Raw genomic sequence first — 20,161 nt, forward strand, 5'->3', positions numbered from 1 at the left:
TGTCCTTACGCGAGGCCGAGGCCGCCGACCACGAGGTCGATGAGTTTGATGCCGACGAACGGCGCGATCAGCCCACCCAGGCCATAGACCGCCAGGTTGCGGGCGAGCAGCGGCCCCGCCGCCATCGGCCGATAGGTGACGCCCTTCAAGGCCAGCGGCACGAGCAGCGGGATGATCAGCGCGTTGAAGATGATCGCGGACAGGATCGCCGATTGCGGCGTCGCCAGACCCATGACGTTGAGCACGCCTAGTCCCGGATAGAGCGCGACGAACATCGCCGGGATGATCGCGAAATATTTCGCCACGTCGTTGGCGACCGAGAAGGTGGTGAGGGCCCCGCGCGTCATCAGCAACTGCTTGCCGAGGCCGACGACCTCGATCAGCTTGGTCGGGTCGCTGTCCAGGTCGACCATGTTGCCGGCCTCGCGCGCGGCCTGGGTGCCGGTGTTCATCGCCACGCCGACATCGGCCTGGGCGAGCGCGGGCGCGTCGTTGGTGCCGTCGCCGCACATCGCGACGAGCCGGCCGCCGGTCTGTTCCTGGCGGATCAGCGCCAGCTTGTCCTCCGGCGTCGCCTGCGCCAGGAAATCGTCGACCCCGGCCTCGGCGGCGATGGCGGCAGCGGTCAGCGGATTGTCGCCGGTGATCATCACCGTGCGGATGCCCATCTGGCGCAGCTCGCCGAAGCGTTCGCGGATGCCGGCCTTCACCACGTCCTTCAGGAAAATCGCGCCGAGCAGCCGGCCGTCCTGCGCCACCGCCAGCGGCGTGCCGCCGGCCCGTGCGATCGCGTCGGTGATGCGGCGCAGCTCGGTGGCGGCCGCCGTTTCACCCAGGCCAGGATGCGCACGCAGGATCGAATCGACCGCGCCCTTCTGGATCAGCGTGTCGCCGATCCGGACGCCGGAGGTGCGGGTCTGCGCGGTGAAGGGGATGACTTCCGCCCCCGCCGGCAGCGTGGTGGTGGTGACGCCGAAATCCTGTCGGGCGAGGGTGACGATCGAGCGGCCCTCGGGCGTTTCGTCGGCCAGGCTGGCGAGCAGCGCCGCCTCCGCCAGGTCCTGCGCTGCGGTGCCGCCGACCGTGCGGAACTCGCTCGCCTGACGGTCGCCGATGGTGATCGTGCCGGTCTTGTCGAGCAGCAGCACGTCGACATCGCCCGCCGCCTCGACCGCCCGGCCGGATTTGGCGAGCACGTTGAAGCGGACCAGCCGGTCCATGCCGGCGATGCCGATCGCCGACAGCAAGGCGGCGATCGTGGTCGGGATCAGCGTGATCAGCAGCGCCGCCAGGATCGCCACCGGGATCGATCCGCCGGCATAGGTGGCGAAGCCCGGAATGGTGCCGACCGCGATCAGGAAGATGATGGTCAGCCCGACCAGCAGCAGCGTCAGCGCGATCTCGTTCGGCGTCTTCTGCCGCTCGGCGCCCTCGACCAGCGCGATCATCCGGTCGAGAAAGCCCTTGCCCGGCTCCACCGTCACCTTGACCCGGATCTCGTCGGAGATGACGCGGGTGCCCGCCGTCACCGCCGACCGGTCGCCGCCCGCCTCGCGGATCACGGGCGCGCTCTCGCCGGTGATCGCCGCCTCGTTGACCGAGGCGACGCCGGCGACGACCTCGCCGTCCGAGGGGATCAGGTCGTTCGTCTCGACCAGCACCACGTCGCCGATGCGCAGCTGGCTGGCGGGGACATCGTCCCAGACGCGGCCATCGCCCTTCAGCCGCTTGGCGGTCAGCTCGGCCTTCGCGGCGCGCAAGCTGGCCGCCTGCGCCTTGCCGCGCCCTTCGGCCAAAGCCTCGGCGAAGGTGCCGAACAGCACGGTCAGCCACAGCCAGACGACCAGTTGCAGCTTGAAGCCGAGGGTCAGTCCGTCATGGCCGATGACCAGCAGCACGGTCATGAGGGCCGCGACCACGGCGGTCACGAACATGACCGGATTGCGGATCAGGTCGCGGGGAGAGAGTTTCAGGAACGACGCCTGGAGCGCGGGCACGACGAGGTCGGCCGTGAACAGGCTCTTTGCTTGGGATTTCGCCACTTTGGGCCCCCTGGTCAGAAGATATGCCCGCCGAGCATCGCGAGATGGTCGGCGATGGGACCGAGCGCGAGGCTCGGCAGGAAGGTGAGGCCGCCCAGGATCAGGATGATCCCGACCAGCAAGCCCACCCACAGCCCGCCCGTGGTCGGGAAGGAGCCGGCGCTTTCCGGCACCTGACGCTTGGCGGCGAGCGACCCGGCGATCGCCAGCATCGGCACGATCACGAAGAAGCGGCCGATCCACATCGCCACCCCCAGCAGCCCGTCGTAGAAGGGCGTGCTCGCGGTCAGCCCGGCGAATGCGGAACCGTTGTTGGCCACCGCCGAGGTGAAGGCATAGAGGATTTCCGAGAACCCGTGCGGCCCCTTGTTGAGCGGCCCGGCCAACCCGGCGGGCAGGACCGAGGCGAGAGCGGTCATACCCAGGATGACGAGCGGCAGCACGGCGATCGCCAGCACCGCCAGCTTCACCTCGCGCGCCTCGATCTTCTTGCCGACATATTCGGGCGTGCGGCCGACCATCAGCCCGGCGACGAACACCGCAAGGATCGCGAACAGCAGGAAGCCGTAGATGCCGGCTCCCACGCCGCCGATCACGACCTCGCCGAGTTGCATGTTGAACAGCGGGACCAGGCCGCCCAGCGCGGTGAAGCTGTCGTGCATCGCATTGACCGCGCCGCAGGAGGCGGCGGTGGTGACGGCGGCGAACAGCGCCGACCCGGCGATGCCGAAGCGGACCTCCTTGCCCTCCATATTGCCGCCCGCGACGCCGAGCTGGTGCAGGATCGGATTGCCAGCGGCTTCCGCCCCGTAGGCGACGGCCGTGCCGACCAGGAACAGGATCAGCATCGCCGCCAGGATCGCCCAGCCCTGGCGCGGATTGCCCACCGCCTTGCCGAAGGTCCAGGTCAGGCCGGTGCCGATCAGGAAGATCGACAGCATCTGCAGCAGGTTGGTCAGCGCGGTCGGGTTCTCGAACGGGTGCGCGCTGTTGGCGTTGAAGAAGCCGCCACCATTGGTGCCGAGCATCTTGATGGCCTCCTGGCTGGCGACCGGGCCGAGCGCCAGCGTCTGGCGCGCGCCCTCCAGCGTCTGCACCGACACGCTGCCGGCCAGCGTCTGCGGCACGCCCTGCGCGATCAGCACCAGCGTGTAGACGATGCAGATCGGCAGCAGCAGATAGAGGGTGATGCGGGTAATGTCGGCCCAGAAATTGCCGACCGTCTTCGCCTGCGCCCGGCCGAAGCCGCGGAACAGCGCGAAGGCGAGGGCGATGCCGGTCGCCGCCGACAGGAAGTTGTGGATGGTCAACGCCAGCATCTGGCTGAGGTTCGACATGGTCGACTCGCCGGCATAGCTTTGCCAGTTGGTGTTGGCGGTGAAGCTGATCGCGGTGTTGAAGGCCAGATGCTCGCCCACCGCCGGCAGGCCGGTCGGGTTGAGCGGCAGCACCGCCTGCAATCGCAGCAGCGCATAGGTCAGGATCATCAGCACCGCGTTGAAGATCAGCATATGCACCGCATAGCGGCGCCAGCCCTGCTCCTTCGCGGGATCGATGCCGGCGGCGGCATAGAAGCCGCGTTCTACCGGCGCGAGGATCAGGTGGAGCGGCGTACGCCGCCCCTCGTAGAGCGCGAAGAGCCACAGGCCCATCGGCTTGGCGGTCGCGACCAGGATCGCGACGAAGGCCAGGATCAGGAACCAGCCCTGCATGGTCATGGGAACCGCTCCCTTCAGAAGCGTTCGGGGCGGATCAGCACCGCCACCAGATAGAGGAGGAGGCCGAGCGCGGTCAGCGCCGCCAGCCAGAGGTCGAGGGTCATGGCCGCATCGCTCCTCAGGCGTGATCGCACAGGCGGACATAGGCGAGCGTCAGCGCCGCCAGCCCCGCCATGATCGCGACCCAGATCAGGTCCTGCATGGTTGCTCTCCCTTTGAGGTCAGAAGGCGGCGGTCAGCGTGGCGAGCAACGTGCCGCCGGCGATGTTGCCGGTGCCGTCCTGCCCCTTGCTGAAGCTCGGCCGCAGATAGGCCGCGTCCCGGTTCGAGATGTCGGTGCCGACATAGGCGAGACCCAGCGTCAGCCGCCGGACCGCGATGTCCGCGCCCAGCGACCAGTCCCAATAGCGGCCCGTCGGCGAAACGGCGGTGGCATTCGGCCCCAGGCCGTCCTGGCCCCGACTGTGACCGATATGCGCCTTGGCGGTGATCGGCGTGCCGGCGATTGCGACCGCGCCGTCGCCCCAGAGATAGAGATTGTCGGCCTTCGCGCCCGGTCGGCTATAGGTGCCGGCGGCGGCCTCCGCGCCGTTCGCATACCATTTGCCGATCGCCTGCTGGCGCGGCGCATAGGCGACCCCGGCGGTCAGGGTGGCAGGACCGGTGGTGCCAGTCAGCCTGACATAGGGTTCGGCGAAGTCAGTCTTCGGAGCGCCGCCCGGATACATGTACCAAGTCAGGCCGACGTCGAGCGTCGCGTTGCTGGCCAGCGCGGTCTTGAAGCCGCCGATCAGGTCCAGCTCCATGTTCGCGCCGCCGAACGTGCCCCAACCGGCGAGGTTCGATGCCCAGGTGCCGACATAGAGGCCGCTGTCGTGCGTGATCGTCAGCCCCGCCTGCACCGCCATCTGCCGGTCGCTCTGCGATACGCCCCGAAAGCGATAGTCGGACACGATCGCCGCCGACCCGCTGACGCTGATCGCGGGGGGCGGGGCGGTAGTGGGAGCGTCGGTGGTGGTCTGCGCCCCCGCAGCCGTCGCCAGGGTCGCCGCGGCGATCGCCACCGCGCAAGAAAGTCGTTTCATGACAGGCCCCAAAGGGCGACGCGCGGTGCGCCGCCTTCATCAAGGCCGGGCAATTAGGCCCGCTGGGCGTAGCAATGCGAGAGCGATTCCGGGGAAGCGCATAGTGCTGGCATATAGTGCCCGCTTGGTCAGGCGGCGGGCAGCGACGCCGACAAGCGGCGTATCAGCGCGTCCTGCCGCGCCGCCTCCGCCGCCGCGTCGCGCTGCAATCCGGTGAGGGCCGGATAGTCGGGGGCGAGCGTCGCGGCGCGGTCCGCGCCCTGCACCTCCGCCGCGCTGGCGATGGCGGTGGCCTGCGCGCGCCAGTCGTCGAGCTGCGCCAGCGCCGTCTGCGCGTCCAGCCACGCCTCGCTGCCCACGGGGGCCCCGCGCGCGGCGGCGGCGGCGCGCTCGGCCTTCGCGGCGTCGCGATCGAAGCCGGCGCGCACCGTCTGCAACTGCGCCGTCTGGGTCGCGATCATCCGGTCGAGCGCCGGGTCGGCTTGCATCGGCGCGGGCGGCGGCGTGGCCGGCTCCTCGAACCCACGCGTCTCCACCGCGCGCCTGGCGAGCGACGGATAGCCGGCGTCGCGATCGCCAGCGCAGGCGGCGAGCGCCAGGGGCAGGAGGACAGCGGGCAGGGCGGCGGCGCGGGCGAGCGGGTTCATGTCCCAGCCGTAGAAGCGCTGATTTTTTGACGCAACGCCCTTGCGCGCCCGACGAACCCTGCTAAGAGCGCAACTCCAATGCGCGCCCGTAGCTCAGCTGGATAGAGCATCAGACTACGAATCTGAGGGTCGGACGTTCGAATCGTTCCGGGCGCGCCACTTTACCACATCGTTGCAGATCATTTGCTGGTCCGGGTTCGCCGGTCAGCCAGCCACTGGTCGATCGCTGCCGCCAGCGCCACCGCGACGGCATAGGTCAGCACATCCCAGACCGAGAATACCCGGCCGAGCAGCAATGCGCCCAGGCCGGTTCGCCGCGCCGCATCCAGGACGGGTGCGTGATAGAGTTGCGACAGTTCGGTCGCGGTCGTCACGATGGCGGCGACGATACCGCCGCGAACCGGTTTCCACGTCGGAAGCCCGGTGGACACGATCCAGTAGATCATCATCGCCCACAGGACCGAGCCGCCATGTTTCACGATGGCGGGCGGCAAGCCGAGTGGTAGCTTGCGAATGGCGAGACCGGCCGCCAGCGTCCCCGCGACCAGCAGGGCAGACCGCGCCCGCGAACGAGGATGCCGCCTAGCCACAGCGCGACACCGGCAGCGCGATCCGGAAGGTCGCCCCGCCGCCGGCATTGGGCGCGAGCGCGATGGTGCCGCCCTGCGCCTCCAGCAGCGAGCGCGCGATCGGCAGGCCCAGGCCGGTCCCGCCCTCGGTGCGGCGGCTGGTGAAAAAGGGATCGAACACGCGCGCCCGGTCGCCCGGCGGGATGCCCGGGCCGTCGTCGCCGACGGTCAGGATCACCACGTCCCGATTGTCCTCGCCCGTGATCCGCATCCGGGTCGCGCCGGCCTGACGGCTGTTGTCGACCAAGCTCGACAGCACCGCCTCGACCGCTCCCTGCGGCAGTGCGACGCGCGGCAGGTGGTCGGGCATGTCGCTTTCGATGACGATGCCGGCCTGCGCGTCCGCGATCCGCCGCACGGCGTCGTGCAGGTCGGCCGTCACCCCCTCGGCGCTCTCCTCCATATCGGCGCGGGCGAGATCGAGCAGCCGGCTGACCAGCTGTGTCAGTCGCGCGCCATCGGCGGCGATGTTGGCGAGAAAGCGGTCGCGGTCGGCCGGAGGCATGTCGGGATGGTCCTGCAACAGCTCGACCGCGCCACGGATGCCGGCCAGTGGCGTCTTGAACTCGTGGCTCACGGCATGGGCGAAGTCGCGCAGGTAGCGCGAGCGACGCGCGATCGCGGCGGCCATGCTGCCGAAGTCGCGGTAGAGCGCCTGGATCTCGATCGCGGCGGTGGTCGGCGCGTCGGGCACGGTGCCGCCGCCACCGGCGACCGCGCGCGTGGCGACGCCGAGCGCCTCGACCGGCCGGACGATGCCACGCGACAGCAGGCCGCTCAGCACCACCAGCGTGCTGAAGATCAGGACGATACCGAACGCGATCTTGCCCCGGTCGTCGTAGAGCCCCGCGAGCAGCGTGCGAGGGGGATGCGAAAGGAGCAGCGCCCCCACCACCCGGCCATCGGCCACGATCGGGACGGCTAGATCGATGCGCAGGCCGGCGGACCGGCTCAGCCATGCGAAGCCGCTCAGATGTCGATAGGCCGGATCGCGGCGCAGGACGATGCCGGGCTGCCCGCCAAGGGCCGTGCGCACCTCCGCCAGGTCACCGGTCCGGCGCCCCGCCTGCCGCCCGGTGAGCAGCATCCCCTGGCGATCGAGCAGCAGCAGATCGGCTCCGGTCGCGGCGGCGGTGACGCGCAGGATGGGCGCGAGGCGCTTGGCCCAGTCGCGCGTGCCCGCGTCCGGCCGGTGGGCGGTCGCGATGGGGGCGGGGCGAACCGGCAGGATCGGCGTCGCGCGGAGGTCGATCGAGGGTGAACGGACGCGCGGCGCGACGATCGCGCCGCCCTGGTGCCAGGCCAGCGCGGCGGCCCCCGACAGGGCGGCGCCCTGCGCGATCAACTCGGCCTCGGTCTGCCGCACCAGCGCATTCTCGTAGACGCGCAGGAACAGCGCGCCGAATCCCGGCAGCGCGGCGACGAAGGTGAAAGTCAGGAGCAGGATTGTGCGCAGGCGCAACCGGGGCCAGTGCCGCCGGACGACGCGCTTGAACGATTCGATCATGTCGCGCCGCAGGCGCCCAGGCGATAGCCGATGCCGGCGCGCGTCTCGATCACGTCCGCCGCGCCGAGGCGGGCGAACTTGGCGCGCAGGTTGCGGACATGGCTGTCGATCGTGCGGTCGGTGATCGCGAAGCCGGGCCCGTGCAGCCGGTCGATGATCGCATCGCGGCTGAACACCTTGGCCGGCATCGTCGCCAGCGTGCGCAAGATGCCGAACTCGGTCACGGTCAGCGCCACCGGCTGGCCCGCCCAATGCGCCTGCCATCCTTCGGTATCGAGCGACAATCGCCCGCAACGCAACGGGCCGGTGGCGGCCTCCGCGACCAGTGGCGGCCGACCCGCGACGCGGCGCAGGATCGCCATCACCCGCGCCACCACCTCGCGCGGGGAGAAGGGTTTGGTGACATAATCGTCCGCGCCCAATTCGATGCCGAGCACGCGGTCGAGTTCGTCGTCGCGGCTCGACAGGAACAGGATCGGCACGTCGCTGGTCGCGCGCAACCGGCGGCAGACCGCGATCCCGTCCATGCGCGGCATGTTGATGTCGAGGATGATCAGGTCGGGCGCGGACGCCGCCGCCGCCAGCGTCGCCTCGCCATCGCCGGCTTCGATCGTATCGAGCCCGGCCTTAGCGAGCGCGAAGACCAGTAGCTGGCGGATATGGGGGTCGTCATCGGCGACCAGGATCGTGCGCGGCATGGGGCAGGGGATCATCATCCTATCGTGTCCGGTCAAGGCCGTGTCGCGCCAGCGGGCAGGGCGATGGTGCGCCCGATGAGGATCGACCCGCACGCCATGCTCCTTCTGTCGGGAGCCACTCGTCTAGGCGGCCGGCTTGTGCGTGTCGGCTGGCCGGCAGGGCCGTTCGATGGAGTTGCTGTGCAGATCCTGTGCATCGACCGCCATCAGGAAATTTCCCGGAAAAGGTTCGCACTGGAAATCCTTCTTTGGCGGCAGTTGGGGCGGCGGGAGATGCGTCTTCGATCGCTTCCCCGACAGAGATGTTACGAAGACCACAACCCGCGGCAGGAGACATGGCCGTCGATTATCGATAGCAGCGTGATTGCTAAGCGCCTGCACGGTTAGGATGTTTTGGTATGACTCCGCTGTCGCGACCGAGTTTTGGTAACGTGCGTCGACGATGGTTTCCGGCCGGCCTTGCCGCAGTCGCGATGCTTGGCGGCAGTTGTTCGCCCCGGCCGGTGTCCGCTCCCAAGAGCCCGGATCCGGCCCGCGCAATGGCCCGGACCATTGCAATATTGCGATCAGCGACCCCGGAGCATCCACAGGTGCTCAAGATCTTGTTCTATGGTCAGTCGATCAGCACGCCGGATTGGACCGACCGGGCGATGGCGACCTTGCGGGCCGCCTATCCGAATGTCCGCTTCGATTACCGCAATCTGGCCCTTGGCGGGTGGAACGCGGTCATATTGGAGCGAGCGGCGGCGCGGGACGTCGAGGACGTCTATCCCGATCTCATCGTCTTTCACGTCTATGGCGACCACCGGGCCTATGGGCGGATCATACAGACGTTCCGGCGGAAGACCGCAGCGGATATCATCGTCCAGACCGACCATGTCGTGAACCCGGTCGAGCCGCTCTGCGACACGGGCCTGCATCTGCGCTGGTCGCCGCTTCCTGGATGCAAGGGCCATGTATGGTTCAAGCAGAACCAATGGGACGACTATATGTCGGGCCGGCGCCTGCCGGAACTGGCCACCCGGTATAACCTGGCGGTGGAGCCGCGACGGGCGCGGTGGAACGCCTATCTGAGCGCCCATCATCTTGCGCCGCGAGCCTTGCTGGCGGATCAGATCCATCCCAACGAGCGGGGCTGGTCGCTAATGGCCTCGTTGTTCGCGACGTGGTTCGAGAAGATCGTTTCGACCCCCACCTTCGCGAAGCCCGATCCCGTGCAGGTGCGCAGCCTTGCTCCACCTCGACCCGGCATCCCGACCAGCTATGCCTTTGACGGCAACCGGATCGAGCTGCTGGCCGATGGGCCGCTTGACGGACGGATGACGGTGACGGTGGATGGCCGGCCGCCCGAGGCATGGGATGGCTGCTGGCAGAACAGCCGCGTATCCCCGCTGCCCAACATGCCGGACTGGCCGGCGTTGAAGCAGGTCACCGTCGATCCATCCGTTCGCCGGGTCAACCGGTGGCGTCTGCGGGTCAGCGGGTTGAGCCCCGATCAAACCCAATTCGCTTTCGCCCTCACTGACGCGAACGGCCCGGAAGGGACCGGGCGCTCGGATGCGCTGTTCACATCAAACGGCGGCGATGTTCGGATCGATCCGCAGGACTGGATGATCGGCCTTGCTCGACGCATCTTCGGCACCTCGGTTCCGGACGGTGCGACCTTCACCTTCGAACGCCGCTTCGTCTGCGGCGACCAGCCACCCGTTCCGCTGTCCGCCGAATCCGTGGAACAGCGCCACGTGATCACGACCGGGCTGGCCAATGCGCATCATGTGGCGACCATCACCCTTGCCGACGACGCCCCGCCGGTTCGCGAGGTGCGCGCCTATCGCCCATCGCTGTGACGCCCATCCGGAAGCAGGCTGGCCATGGTTGGCGGTGGCCCACCGGCAGGGCGGCGTCCGATCGACATCCGGAGCATATGACCGGCCTTGATACCGCCCGAATGCCGCACGGCGTTTCGAGGCCGGCGACCGCGTCGTCGCGAATTTCCGGTGAAGTGGCTCAAAGGGGAGTTGGCGCTTGACGCGCGACTGGCATCGCCGATCCGACAGTGCGTGGAAGACAGGATGGTGGACGCACTTGGGCTCGAACCAAGGACCCGCTGATTAAGAGTCAGCTGCTCTACCAACTGAGCTATGCGTCCATGCCCTGACGAAGGTCTCGCCGGCGGCGCACCCTGGAAAGGGTGGAGATGGTGGACGCACTTGGGCTCGAACCAAGGACCCGCTGATTAAGAGTCAGCTGCTCTACCAACTGAGCTATGCGTCCATTCCGTAGCGGCTGAGCGGGCGTTGGTGCGCCCCCGCGTCGGGAGTGGCGCTGTTACCATCCGCGCCGCGAAGCGCAAGCCCCTTTTTCGATCAGAAACCGCTTTTCTTGCGGGTCTGGCGATCGATCGACATCAGGATGCCCAAGCACAGGAGCACCGTGAGCTGCGCCGAACTGCCGAAGCTGACCAGCGGCAGGGGGATGCCGACGACCGGGGCCAGTCCCATCACCATCATCAGGTTGATCGCGACATAGAAGAAGATCGTCGTCGCCAGCCCCGCCGCGGTCAGTCGGGCGAAGCGACCCTCCGCGCGCTGCCCGACCTCGATCCCCCAGCGGATCACCAGCAGGAAGGCCAGGATCAGCAGGCAGCCGCCGACCAGCCCCCATTCCTCCGCCATCGTCGCGAAGACGAAGTCGGTATGTCCCTCGGGCAGATAGTCGAGATGGCTCTGCGTGCCCTGGAGGAAGCCCTTGCCCCAGATGCCGCCCGACCCGATCGCGATCTTCGACTGGCTGATATGATAACCGGTGCCCAGCGGATCGCTTTCGGGGTTGAGGAAGATCAGGATGCGGTTGCGCTGGTAGTCGTGGAGCAGGAAGTTGATCGCCAGCGGGATCGTCACCACGGCCGCCAGTCCGCCGCCGACGAACAGGCGGACCGGGATGCCGGACAGGAACATCACCGTCACCCCGCCCATGCAGATCATCAGCCCGGTGCCGAGATCGGGTTGCAGCATGACGAAGGCGGCGGGCAGGCCGATCAGCAGCGCCGCCGGCCAGATCGCGCCGAAGCGCCGGATCTCCGAGGGCGGCAAGATGTCATAGAAGCGCGCGCAGGCCAGTACGATCGCCGGTTTCATGAATTCGGAAGGCTGGAGGCGGATGAAGCCCAGGTCGAGCCAGCGCCGGCTGCCGCCGCTGACCTCGCCCAGCGCCTCGACCGCGATCAGCGCGAGCAGGATGATGCCGTAGGCGGGCAGCGCCGCCGCCTTCCACATCCGCTCGGGGACGCGCGACAACGCCAGCGCGCCGGCCAGCAGTACGAAAAATCGGATGCCCTGCGACCAGGCCCAGGGGCGCAGCGACCCGCCGGCCGCCGAATAGAGCACGACCTGGCCGAACAGGCCGATCGCCACGACCAGCCCCAGGACGCCCCAGGGGACATGGGCCAGCGGCTCGGGAAGCCGGCGCGCGCTCATTCGTCGGTACTCCGTTCGGTGGTGCCGTCCTCGGCGACGCTGGGGCCGGGCGTGTCGGGGGACAAAGCGGCCTGGGTCCGGTTGGCGAGCGCGGTCGCTTCCTCGACCGCCGGCGCGTCGGATGGGACGACCGCATCGGTCTTGGTCGCGGCGGCGGCCGGCGGCGGGCTGTGCGCCGTTCGATACGCGGCTTCCTCGGCGGCCATCCGCGTCGCGATGTCGCCGCCCCATGTCGGCTCCACCTCCGCCAGGGTCGCGAGCGCGCGGTCGCGGTCGAGCAAATAGGTCAGGATGTCTCGACCGATATAAGGGGTGTCGAGCGTGCGGACGGTATGGCCATTATGCTCCAGGACCACGGCGGCGGCATAGCGCGGATTCTCGACCGGCGCGAAGCAGACCAAAAGGGCATGGTCGCGCAGCTTGAAGGGAAGCTGCGCGTTCTTGAGCACGCCGACGCGGCGCTCGGCCATGGTGATGCGGCGGACCTGGGCGGTGCCGGTCTTGCCGGCGAGCGACAGGCCGGGCACCAGCAGCCGCGCCGCCGCGCCGGTGCCGCCGCCATTCACCACCTTCCACATCGCCTCGCGCGCGACCTGGAGATTCTCGGACTGGAAGGGCAGGGCAGGGGCGTCGCGATGGACATGATCGGCCAGGATGCTCGGCACCAGTGCCCGGCCCGACGCGATGCGCGCGACCATCACCGCCAGTTGCAGCGGGTTGGTGAGCACATAGCCCTGTCCGATCGAGGCATTGAGCGAATCGGCGACAGTCCAGGGACGCTTGTACTTGCCCAGCTTCCACGCCGAATCCGGCACGGTGCCGTAGCGCTGGGTGGTGAAGGGCAGTTCGAACTTCTGCCCCAGGCCCAGGTCGCGTGCGATCGGCGCCACCTTGTCATAGCCCAGCCGGCGGATCATCTCGTAGAAATAGATGTCGCAGGACTGGGCGACAGCGTTGCGCATGTCGAGTGGGCCATGGCCGCCGCGCTTGTGACAGTGGAATACGCCGGTGCCGACGCGCAGCGCGCCCGAGCAGAAGACGCGTTCGTCCGGGCTGACGCCATTTTCCATCAAGGCCAGCGCGTGCATCGGCTTGACCGTCGAGCCGGGCGGATAGAGTCCCTGCGTCACCTTGTTCATCAGGGGGACGTGGTCGTTCTTCGACAACATCTCCCACTCCAGATGGCTGATGCCGTCGGAGAAGCTGTTGGGGTCATAAGCCGGCATCGACACCATGCACAGCATCTCGCCCGTGCGGCAGTCGATCACCACCGCCGACCCGCTGTTGGTGCCCAGCCGGCGCGCGGCATATTCCTGCAGGCCGACGTCGATCGTCAGCCGGGCGTTGCGGCCGGGCACGTCGGGCTTGGTGGCAAGCTCGGCGACCAGCTTGCCGCGCGCGGTGACTTCCGCCCGGCGCGCGCCGGGCTTGCCGCGCAGCATCGGCTCCAGCGTCTTCTCCAGCCCGTCCTTGCCCAGCTTGAAGCCGGGGGTGACGAGCAGGGCGTCATGGGTGGCGCGATATTGTTCGGCGGTCGGCGCGCCGACATAGCCGGTCAGATGCGCCACCGCCGCGCCGGCCGGATAATGGCGCGCGAACCCCCGCGTCGGCTGGACCCCCGGCAGTTCGGGCAACCGGACGCTGACCGCCGCGAACCGGTCCCAGTCCAGCTTCTCGGCGATCTGCACCGGCTGGAAGCCGGCGGCGCGGTCCAGATCGATGCGGATCCGCTCCAGATCCTCCGGCGTCAGCTGCAGGAGCTTGGTCAGCAGGGCCAGCACCCTCTCGCGCTCCGGCTTGGGCAGGCGGTCGGGCAGGATGTCGACGCGGAAATCGGTGCGGTTGTTGGCGATCGGCAGGCCGTGCCGGTCGATGATCCAGCCGCGGCGGGGCGGCACCAAGGTGGCGTTGACCCGGTTCGATTCGGACAGGAGGTTGTACTTGGCGTTCTGCGCGACCGACAGCCAGGCCATACGCCCGGCGAGCAGCAGGCCGACCCCCGCCTGCGCGCCGCCGAGCAGCCATGCGCGGCGCGAGAAGCTATAGGCCTGGGTGGCCTCGGTGACGATGCGGCCGGTGCGCTTCATGGCGCGTCCCCTATACCATGCCGCGCTTGCGATCGATCCAGGCGACCAGGCGCGTGGCGATCGGGAACAGCAGCATCGTCGCCGCCGCCTGCGCCATCATCGCGCCATCGACCTGCGCGCCGATCGGCAGCGCCAGCACCCGGCCGATCGCCAGCGCGAACAGGATGGCGCCCCCCGCGATCAGCCAGTCCTGCCAGAAGTCGCGAAACACCAAGCGGCTTTCGATCAGGTCGATCGCCAGGAAGATCGCCGACCAGATCAGCACCGCCGATCCCAGCGGCTGGCCGCTGACCAGGTCGTCGAACAGCCCGAGCGGCGCCGCCGCCCAGGGCCGGAGCGCGAAGCGCGCGAGCAGCCGCCATGCCAGCAGCATCACCAGCCCCAGGGGCGGCAGGATCGGCACCGTCGCGATCAGCGGCAGCGTGGTGCAGGCTGACCCGCCGACGACCGTCAGCCACGGGATCATCCGCGCGCGGCCCGGGGTCAGCTTCGGTTCGAAGGGATTGGCGTCCGCCTGGCTCATCGCGAACGGCTCCATGGCGGCTGCTGCATGAACGAGGGCTTATGGCTGGGGCAGGGCGGCCTGCGCCGGCGGCGCGGGCGGCAACGGCAGGAAGACCCGACTGACGATCGCGAAGTCGAGCCGGTCGGGCTGCGCGAACGGCTGCGCCAGCACCGTGTCCATCCCCGCCCGGGCGACGCGCGCGACCGGGATGCCGGGGACATAGAGCCCGCCGGTGCCCGAGGTGACGAACAGGTCGCCTGCGTGGAAGCGGACGTTGGTGGCGTTGACCGAGCGGATGTCGAGCGCTCCATCGCCGCGCCCGACCGCCAGCGCCGGCAGGCCGTCGCGGGTGCGGCGCACCGGCACGATGCTGGCGGCATCCGCCAGCAGCAGCACGCGCGCGGCATTGGGCCCGGTCTCGACGACGCGGCCGACCAGTCCGTCGGGTGCCCGCACCGGCATTCCCGGACGCACGCCCGAGAGCCGCCCGGCGTCGAGTAGCGCGAAGCGGCGACCGCTGGAGGCCGAGGAGCTGACCAGCCGCGCGGCGGTCACCACCTGCTCGTCGCGGTCGCGCAGCTCCAGCAGGCGGCGCAGTCGGCGATTGTCATAGGCAATGGTGCGCGCACGCATCAGCAGCGGGCGCGCGACCGCCAGCTCCGCCTTCATCCGCTCGTTCTCGGCATGGGCGAAGACCCAGCCGTTGATCGCATCGGGCACGATCGCGACCGCCTCGCGGATCGACATCATCGCCGAGGATGCGGGCACGGTGACGGTCGCCACGCCCATGCGCAGGCCCGCGAACAGCGGCGGGGCGAACTGGCTGGCGACCAGCAGGACGGCGCCCACGACCAATCCGGCCACGGCAAGGACGTAGCCCAGGAATTGGCCATATTGGCGTCGCCGCGAAAATCCCGCGCGGCGATCGCGGACGGGCGCCACCATGCGCCGCTACTCCCCAGGCAGGTCAGTCGGTCGGATTAGCTGTTCTGCAGCACGCCGCGGAACATCGGGTCTTCCAGCGCGCGGCCGGTGCCGAGCGCCACGCAGGTCAACGGGTCCTCGGCCACGGTGACGGGCAGGCCGGTCTCATCGCGCAGCACCTCGTCCAGCCCCTGGAGCAGTGCGCCGCCGCCAGTCAGCACGATGCCCTGGTCGACGATATCCGCCGCCAGCTCGGGCGCGGTGTTTTCCAGCGCGACCCGCACGCCCTCGACGATCGTCGCGACCGGTTCAGACAGCGCTTCGGCGATCTGGCCCTGGTTGATCTGGATCTCCTTGGGCACACCATTGACCAGATCGCGGCCCTTGATGTGGATGATCGTGCCGATGCCGTCGACCGGCGGCTTGGCGCAACCGACCTCCTGCTTGATCCGCTCGGCGGTGGCTTCGCCGATCAGCAGGTTGTGGTTGCGACGAACATAGCTGACGATCGCCTCGTCCATCTTGTCGCCGCCGACCCGAACCGACGTGGTATAGGCCAGGCCGCGCAAGGACAGCACCGCGACCTCGGTCGTGCCGCCGCCGATATCAACGACCATCGAGCCGATCGGCTCGGTCACCGGCATCCCGGCGCCGATCGCGGCGGCCATCGGCTCCTCGATCAGGAAGACCTGGCTGGCTCCGGCATTGGAGGCGGCGTCGCGGATCGCTCGGCGCTCCACCTTGGTCGAACCCGACGGCACGCAGATCACGATCTCCGGCCAGCGCAGCGGTCCGCGGCGGCCCCCATGCACCTTGCGGATGAAATGCTTGATCATCTCCTCGGCCACGTCGATGTCGGCGATCACGCCGTCGCGCAGGGGCCGGATCGCCTCGATCGTGCCAGGGGTCTTGCCCATCATCAGCTTGGCGTCGTCGCCAACCGCCTTTACCTTCTTCACGCCGTTCAGCGTCTCGACCGCCACCACCGACGGCTCGTTCAGCACGATGCCGCGGCCCCGGACATAGACCAGCGTGTTCGCGGTGCCGAGGTCGATGGCCATATCGTGCGACATGAACTTGAAGAGGCGGGGCAAGGGCATCGGGCAAGGTTTCCAGGTCAAACGCGGATATGGTCGTTGGGGCGAACCATCCCGGGCCGCCCCCCATCCCGGACCGCCCATCGCGCCTGACCTAAGGCGAAGGTTCGTCACGTCGTGCGGGGTCGCGGGATGCCGTCGCTTGGGCTACAGCCTTGCGCGTGTCAATACGCCGTCTCCCCTCGCATCTGGTCAATCGTATCGCCGCCGGTGAAGTGGTCGAAAGACCCGCCAGCGCGTTGAAGGAACTCGTCGAGAATGCACTCGACGCGGGCGCGAATCGTATCGCGGTCCGGCTGGGCGAGGGCGGCCTTTCGCGCATCGAGGTGGTTGATGACGGCTGTGGCATGGCTCCCGACGCCATGGCGCTGGCGCTGGAGCGGCACTGCACCTCCAAGCTGCCCGACGAGCGGATCGAGGCGGTCGAGACGCTGGGCTTCCGGGGCGAGGCGCTGCCCTCGATCGCCAGCGTCGCGCGCCTGACGCTGGAGAGCCGGCCCTTGGGCGCGGACGGGTGGCGTCGCGTCATCGACAATGGCGCGCTGGCTGAGGAGGGGCTGGCGGCGCTGCCGCCCGGCACGCGCGTGCTGGTCGAGCAGTTGTTCGCCCGCGTGCCCGCCCGGCGCAAGTTCCTGCGCTCCAGCCGCGCCGAATATGCCGCCTGCCTGGACGTGGTCCGGCGCCTGGCGATGGCGCGGCCGGAGGTCGGCTTCTCGGTCGAGCATGACGGCCGCCGCGTGCTGACCGTCGCCCCGGCCGAGGATCGCCCGACGCGGGTTGCGGCGCTGACCGACCGGCAGCTCGCCGACAATGCGGTGACGATCGACTGGGTGCGCGAGGATCTGGTGCTGGGCGGGGTCGCCGGCCTGCCGACCTTCCACCGGGGCGTCGCCGACCACCAATATCTCTTCGTCAACGGACGCCCGGTGCGCGACCGGCTGCTGATTGGCGCGATCCGCGGCGCCTATGCGGAGATGATGCCGCGCGACCGCCACGCGGTCGTCGCCCTGTTCCTCGACCTGCCGACCGACCAAGTCGATGTGAACGTCCATCCCGCAAAGACCGAGGTGCGGTTCCGCGACCCGGCACTGGTGCGCGGCCTGATCGTGTCGGGCCTGCGCCGGGCGCTAGACGAAGCCGGGCATCGCAGCGTCCAGCGCCCGGCCGAGGCGGCGCTGGGACTGTGGCGGTCCGAACCTGCGCCGTCGCCGATGGTGGCCGAGCATGGCAGCTTCTTCGCGCCCGGCTCCGCCACGGCCCTGCCGATCCCGCTGGGGGTGCGCGATCGCCCCGCCACGTTCAACGCGCCGCCCCAGGCGCGGGCCGAGCCCGCCTGGTCGCCGCCCCCCCAGACCGTGTCGCACCCGCTGGGCGTCGCGCGCGGGCAGATCGCGAAGACCTATGTGGTGGCGGAGGCCGAGGACGGGCTGGTGCTGGTCGACCAGCATGCCGCGCACGAACGACTGGTGCTGGAGCGGATGCGCGCGGCGCTCGCCGGCGGGCGCATCGTCGCCCAGGCCTTGTTGCTGCCGGAGGTGGTGGAGCTGGAGGAGCCGGCCTGTGACCGGCTGGAGGCGCGGATCGACGAACTGGCCGAATTGGGGCTGGAGCTGGAGCGGTTTGGGGCACGGGCGATGCTGGTCCGGGCGACGCCGGCGCTGCTCGGCCAGGCCGACCCGGCCGGACTGATCGCCGACCTGGCCGATGAACTCGCCGCCTATGACGAGGCGCTGTCGCTGCGCGAGCGGCTCGACCATGTCGCGGCGACCATGGCGTGCCACGGATCGGTCCGCGCCGGGCGGATGCTGTCGGTTGCGGAGATGAACGCGCTGCTTCGCGAAATGGAGGCGACGCCGCATAGCGGCCAGTGCAACCATGGCCGCCCGACTTGGGTGAAGCTGCAAATGGCCGATGTCGAAAAGCTCTTCGGGCGAAAGTGAGGCGCGGCCCATCGAGTTGCGGTCCCGTCTTTCCAAGTAGTTGGCGGACACGGGCCGGCTCCGCGCAGCATGATGAAATATTTGTCATGGTTCTGGCCGGCGGCCGGCGAGTGGCGCTAAAAGGGGCAAGGGTGCGTCATCCCATCCAGCCGTCCGGCGGGCTTGGAGGGGCGTCGGTCACCATTGGCCTGGATCGCGCATGACCTTCACCACGACCGATTCTGAAGTCCTGCTGCTGCTTGGCGAACATGCGGGCGTCGGGCTGTGGGACTGCATCATCGCCGATGGCGATCCCTATGCCGCCGCGACGCGGTGGTGCTGGTCTCCGGAGTTCCGCCGCTTGCTGGGCTTCGCCGACCCGCGCGACTTCCCGAACGTGCTGGATGCGCTGCTGCAGCGCTTCCATCCTGACGAGCTTGCCATGGTCCTCGAGGTGTTCGACAGCACCATCGCTGATGCGGCGCCGGTCGCCCATTACGACATGAAGTTCCGCCTTCGCTGCGCCGACGACGGCTATCGCTGGTTTCGCTCGATCGGCAACATCAAGCATGACGCTGAGGGGCGGGCGACCCGCGCCTGCGGCTCGCTGATCGACATCCATGACGGCGAGATGGCCGTCGCCGCGCTGAAACAGCAGTCCGAGCGGGACTATTCGCGCATGGCGGATGCGCATGCCGCCGCACAGCAGCGCTTCTACCAGATCGCCGCCACCTCGGTCGACAGCATCGTCTGCACGGACGAAGACGGCATCGTCACCTTCTGGAACCAGCGCTCCGCCGAGTGGCTCGGCATTCCAGCCGAAGCGATCATCGGCCGCCATCTCGACATGGTCATGCCGGCGCGGTTCCGGGGCCGGGATGATTTCTGCCGCCGTCATCTCTCCTTGGTCGGCAACGTCCGGGAATTCGAGTGCATCGACGCGGCCGGCCGGACGATCCCCGTCGAAGTGTCCGTGTCGACCTGGCTGGAGGGCGGACGCCATTGTTTCGGGCTGATCTCCCGCGACCTTACGAAGCGCAAGGCGCAGGAGGCGATGCTGGTCGAGATGGCGCTGCACGATTCGTTGACGGGCCTGCCGAACCGGCTTGCCTTTGGCGAACGGATGACTGCGCTACTGGCGGAGACCCGGTCCTTCTCGGTCCTGATGATCGACCTGGACGGCTTCAAATCGGTGAATGACAATTTTGGCCATGAGGCCGGCGACCTGGTGCTGCGACAGGCCGCCGCGCGGCTCAGCCAAGCCTTGCCAGAGGGCGGCTTCGTTGCGCGACTGGGCGGGGATGAATTCGCCCTGATCCTCGCCGCCGGGGAGACCGCCGAGACGGTGCGCGCCTTTGGTACGTCCCTGATCGCGATCCTCGAACAGCCGACGCCGCTGGACGGGGGCGTGGTGGCGCGGGTCAGCGCGACTGTCGGCGTGGCCTTCGCACCGCAGGCCGCGGACGATCCGGTGACCCTGCTGCGCCTCGCCGACCTGGCGCTTTATCGTGGCAAGCGGCAGGGGCGGGGGCGGGTCTGCGTCCACGAATAGCGGCGGCGTCGCCGCGCGACGGGCCGCTGCACACTGGCCGGGCGGGCACCGGGCGGCATGGCCCTGCTGGCCCCGGGGGCCTGGCCGTCGGCGACACGTTCAGCGTAGCGCAACTTTTGCGCCATGCGCCGCGTTTCGCCGGCAAGTGCTTATCCTGACGTGGAAGATATCATGAAGATGATCATGCCCCTGGTGCTTGCCCTGGTTCCGCTGGCGGCGGTGATCAGTGCCTGCGTCTCCTGCCCCTGATGCGATCGTCGCCTCGCCGGACATGA

General features: G+C 69.0%; 16 protein-coding genes and 3 tRNA genes. 4 read left to right on the forward strand and 15 right to left on the reverse strand.

The features are described from left to right. Nucleotides 1–5: 5 nt before the first annotated feature. From kdpB to GGQ96_RS05625, 5 genes are all read right to left on the reverse strand, one after another. Nucleotides 6–2,042, reverse strand: a complete 2,037-nt coding sequence (gene kdpB / locus GGQ96_RS05605) for a potassium-transporting ATPase subunit KdpB (RefSeq protein ID WP_184112497.1) — start codon at nt 2,040–2,042, stop codon at nt 6–8. Between the two features lie 14 nt (nt 2,043–2,056). Continuing rightward, the gene (kdpA, locus tag GGQ96_RS05610; protein ID WP_184112499.1) at nt 2,057–3,760 is read right to left on the reverse strand and encodes a potassium-transporting ATPase subunit KdpA; all 1,704 of its coding nucleotides are present in this window, start codon (nt 3,758–3,760) and stop codon (nt 2,057–2,059) included. 14 nt (nt 3,761–3,774) lie between these two features. Further along, on the reverse strand, nt 3,775–3,864 hold the full coding sequence (gene kdpF, locus GGQ96_RS05615) for a K(+)-transporting ATPase subunit F (protein WP_038665721.1): 90 nt from the start codon (nt 3,862–3,864) through the stop codon (nt 3,775–3,777). Between the two features lie 117 nt (nt 3,865–3,981). Further along, entirely contained in the window at nt 3,982–4,845 is an 864-nt protein-coding gene (locus GGQ96_RS05620) for a TorF family putative porin (protein ID WP_184112501.1), read from the reverse strand. A gap of 128 nt (nt 4,846–4,973) precedes the next feature. After that, nucleotides 4,974–5,492, reverse strand: a complete 519-nt coding sequence (locus tag GGQ96_RS05625) for a hypothetical protein (protein ID WP_184112503.1) — start codon at nt 5,490–5,492, stop codon at nt 4,974–4,976. Nucleotides 5,493–5,574: 82 nt separating this feature from the next. On the opposite strand from GGQ96_RS05625, the gene GGQ96_RS05630 reads away from it, so the two are divergent. Continuing rightward, nucleotides 5,575–5,651, forward strand: a tRNA-Arg gene (locus GGQ96_RS05630). A gap of 20 nt (nt 5,652–5,671) precedes the next feature. Here GGQ96_RS05630 and GGQ96_RS21650 read toward each other — a convergent pair. From GGQ96_RS21650 to GGQ96_RS05645, 3 genes are read right to left on the reverse strand one after another with little or no spacing between them, the layout of a single operon-like run. Then, on the reverse strand, nt 5,672–6,082 hold the full coding sequence (locus GGQ96_RS21650) for a DUF2809 domain-containing protein (RefSeq protein ID WP_221239833.1): 411 nt from the start codon (nt 6,080–6,082) through the stop codon (nt 5,672–5,674). Beyond that, entirely contained in the window at nt 6,075–7,628 is a 1,554-nt protein-coding gene (locus GGQ96_RS05640) for a sensor histidine kinase (protein ID WP_184112507.1), read from the reverse strand. Before GGQ96_RS05640 ends, GGQ96_RS21650 begins: the two co-directional genes overlap by 8 nt. Next, the gene (locus GGQ96_RS05645) at nt 7,625–8,326 is read right to left on the reverse strand and encodes a response regulator transcription factor (RefSeq protein WP_184112509.1); all 702 of its coding nucleotides are present in this window, start codon (nt 8,324–8,326) and stop codon (nt 7,625–7,627) included. The genes GGQ96_RS05640 and GGQ96_RS05645 overlap by 4 nt, the downstream gene beginning before the upstream one ends. A gap of 590 nt (nt 8,327–8,916) precedes the next feature. Here GGQ96_RS05645 and GGQ96_RS05650 point away from each other — a divergent pair. Then, nucleotides 8,917–10,173: an SGNH/GDSL hydrolase family protein gene (locus GGQ96_RS05650; RefSeq protein ID WP_184112511.1), complete on the forward strand. Its 1,257-nt coding sequence runs from the start codon at nt 8,917–8,919 to the stop codon at nt 10,171–10,173. A gap of 226 nt (nt 10,174–10,399) precedes the next feature. On the opposite strand, the gene GGQ96_RS05655 is transcribed toward GGQ96_RS05650, so the two are convergent. The 7 genes from GGQ96_RS05655 to GGQ96_RS05685 all read right to left on the reverse strand — a co-directional run bounded on the left by GGQ96_RS05655 (nt 10,400) and on the right by GGQ96_RS05685 (nt 16,418). Beyond that, nucleotides 10,400–10,475: transfer RNA gene (locus GGQ96_RS05655), tRNA-Lys, on the reverse strand. A gap of 49 nt (nt 10,476–10,524) precedes the next feature. Beyond that, a tRNA-Lys gene (locus tag GGQ96_RS05660) sits at nt 10,525–10,600 on the reverse strand. A 92-nt stretch (nt 10,601–10,692) separates the two neighbouring features. Further along, a complete protein-coding gene (gene rodA, locus GGQ96_RS05665) occupies nt 10,693–11,802 on the reverse strand; it encodes a rod shape-determining protein RodA (RefSeq protein ID WP_184112513.1) in 1,110 nt (369 codons plus the stop codon). After that, nucleotides 11,799–13,889 (reverse strand): penicillin-binding protein 2, encoded by a 2,091-nt coding sequence (mrdA, locus tag GGQ96_RS05670; protein ID WP_184112515.1) that lies wholly within the window; start codon nt 13,887–13,889, stop codon nt 11,799–11,801. Before mrdA ends, rodA begins: the two co-directional genes overlap by 4 nt. 10 nt (nt 13,890–13,899) lie before the next feature. Next, complete coding sequence (locus GGQ96_RS05675) at nt 13,900–14,412, reverse strand: rod shape-determining protein MreD (protein WP_184112517.1); 513 nt, start codon at nt 14,410–14,412, stop codon at nt 13,900–13,902. Nucleotides 14,413–14,451: 39 nt separating this feature from the next. Beyond that, the gene (locus tag GGQ96_RS05680; protein WP_221239835.1) at nt 14,452–15,339 is read right to left on the reverse strand and encodes a rod shape-determining protein MreC; all 888 of its coding nucleotides are present in this window, start codon (nt 15,337–15,339) and stop codon (nt 14,452–14,454) included. 35 nt (nt 15,340–15,374) lie between these two features. After that, nucleotides 15,375–16,418 carry a rod shape-determining protein gene (locus GGQ96_RS05685; protein WP_184112519.1) on the reverse strand — a complete coding sequence of 348 codons (1,044 nt, stop codon included), beginning with the start codon at nt 16,416–16,418 and terminating at the stop codon, nt 15,375–15,377. Between the two features lie 158 nt (nt 16,419–16,576). Here GGQ96_RS05685 and mutL point away from each other — a divergent pair, with 158 nt between their 5' ends. Then, nucleotides 16,577–18,355 carry a DNA mismatch repair endonuclease MutL gene (gene mutL, locus GGQ96_RS05690; RefSeq protein WP_184112521.1) on the forward strand — a complete coding sequence of 593 codons (1,779 nt, stop codon included), beginning with the start codon at nt 16,577–16,579 and terminating at the stop codon, nt 18,353–18,355. Between the two features lie 199 nt (nt 18,356–18,554). Continuing rightward, the gene (locus tag GGQ96_RS05695; protein WP_184112523.1) at nt 18,555–19,886 is read left to right on the forward strand and encodes a sensor domain-containing diguanylate cyclase; all 1,332 of its coding nucleotides are present in this window, start codon (nt 18,555–18,557) and stop codon (nt 19,884–19,886) included. Nucleotides 19,887–20,161: the final 275 nt, after the last annotated feature.

Source organism: Sphingomonas abaci (genome assembly GCF_014199625.1).
In the GTDB taxonomy this organism is placed as follows: Bacteria; Pseudomonadota; Alphaproteobacteria; order Sphingomonadales; family Sphingomonadaceae; genus Sphingomonas; species Sphingomonas abaci.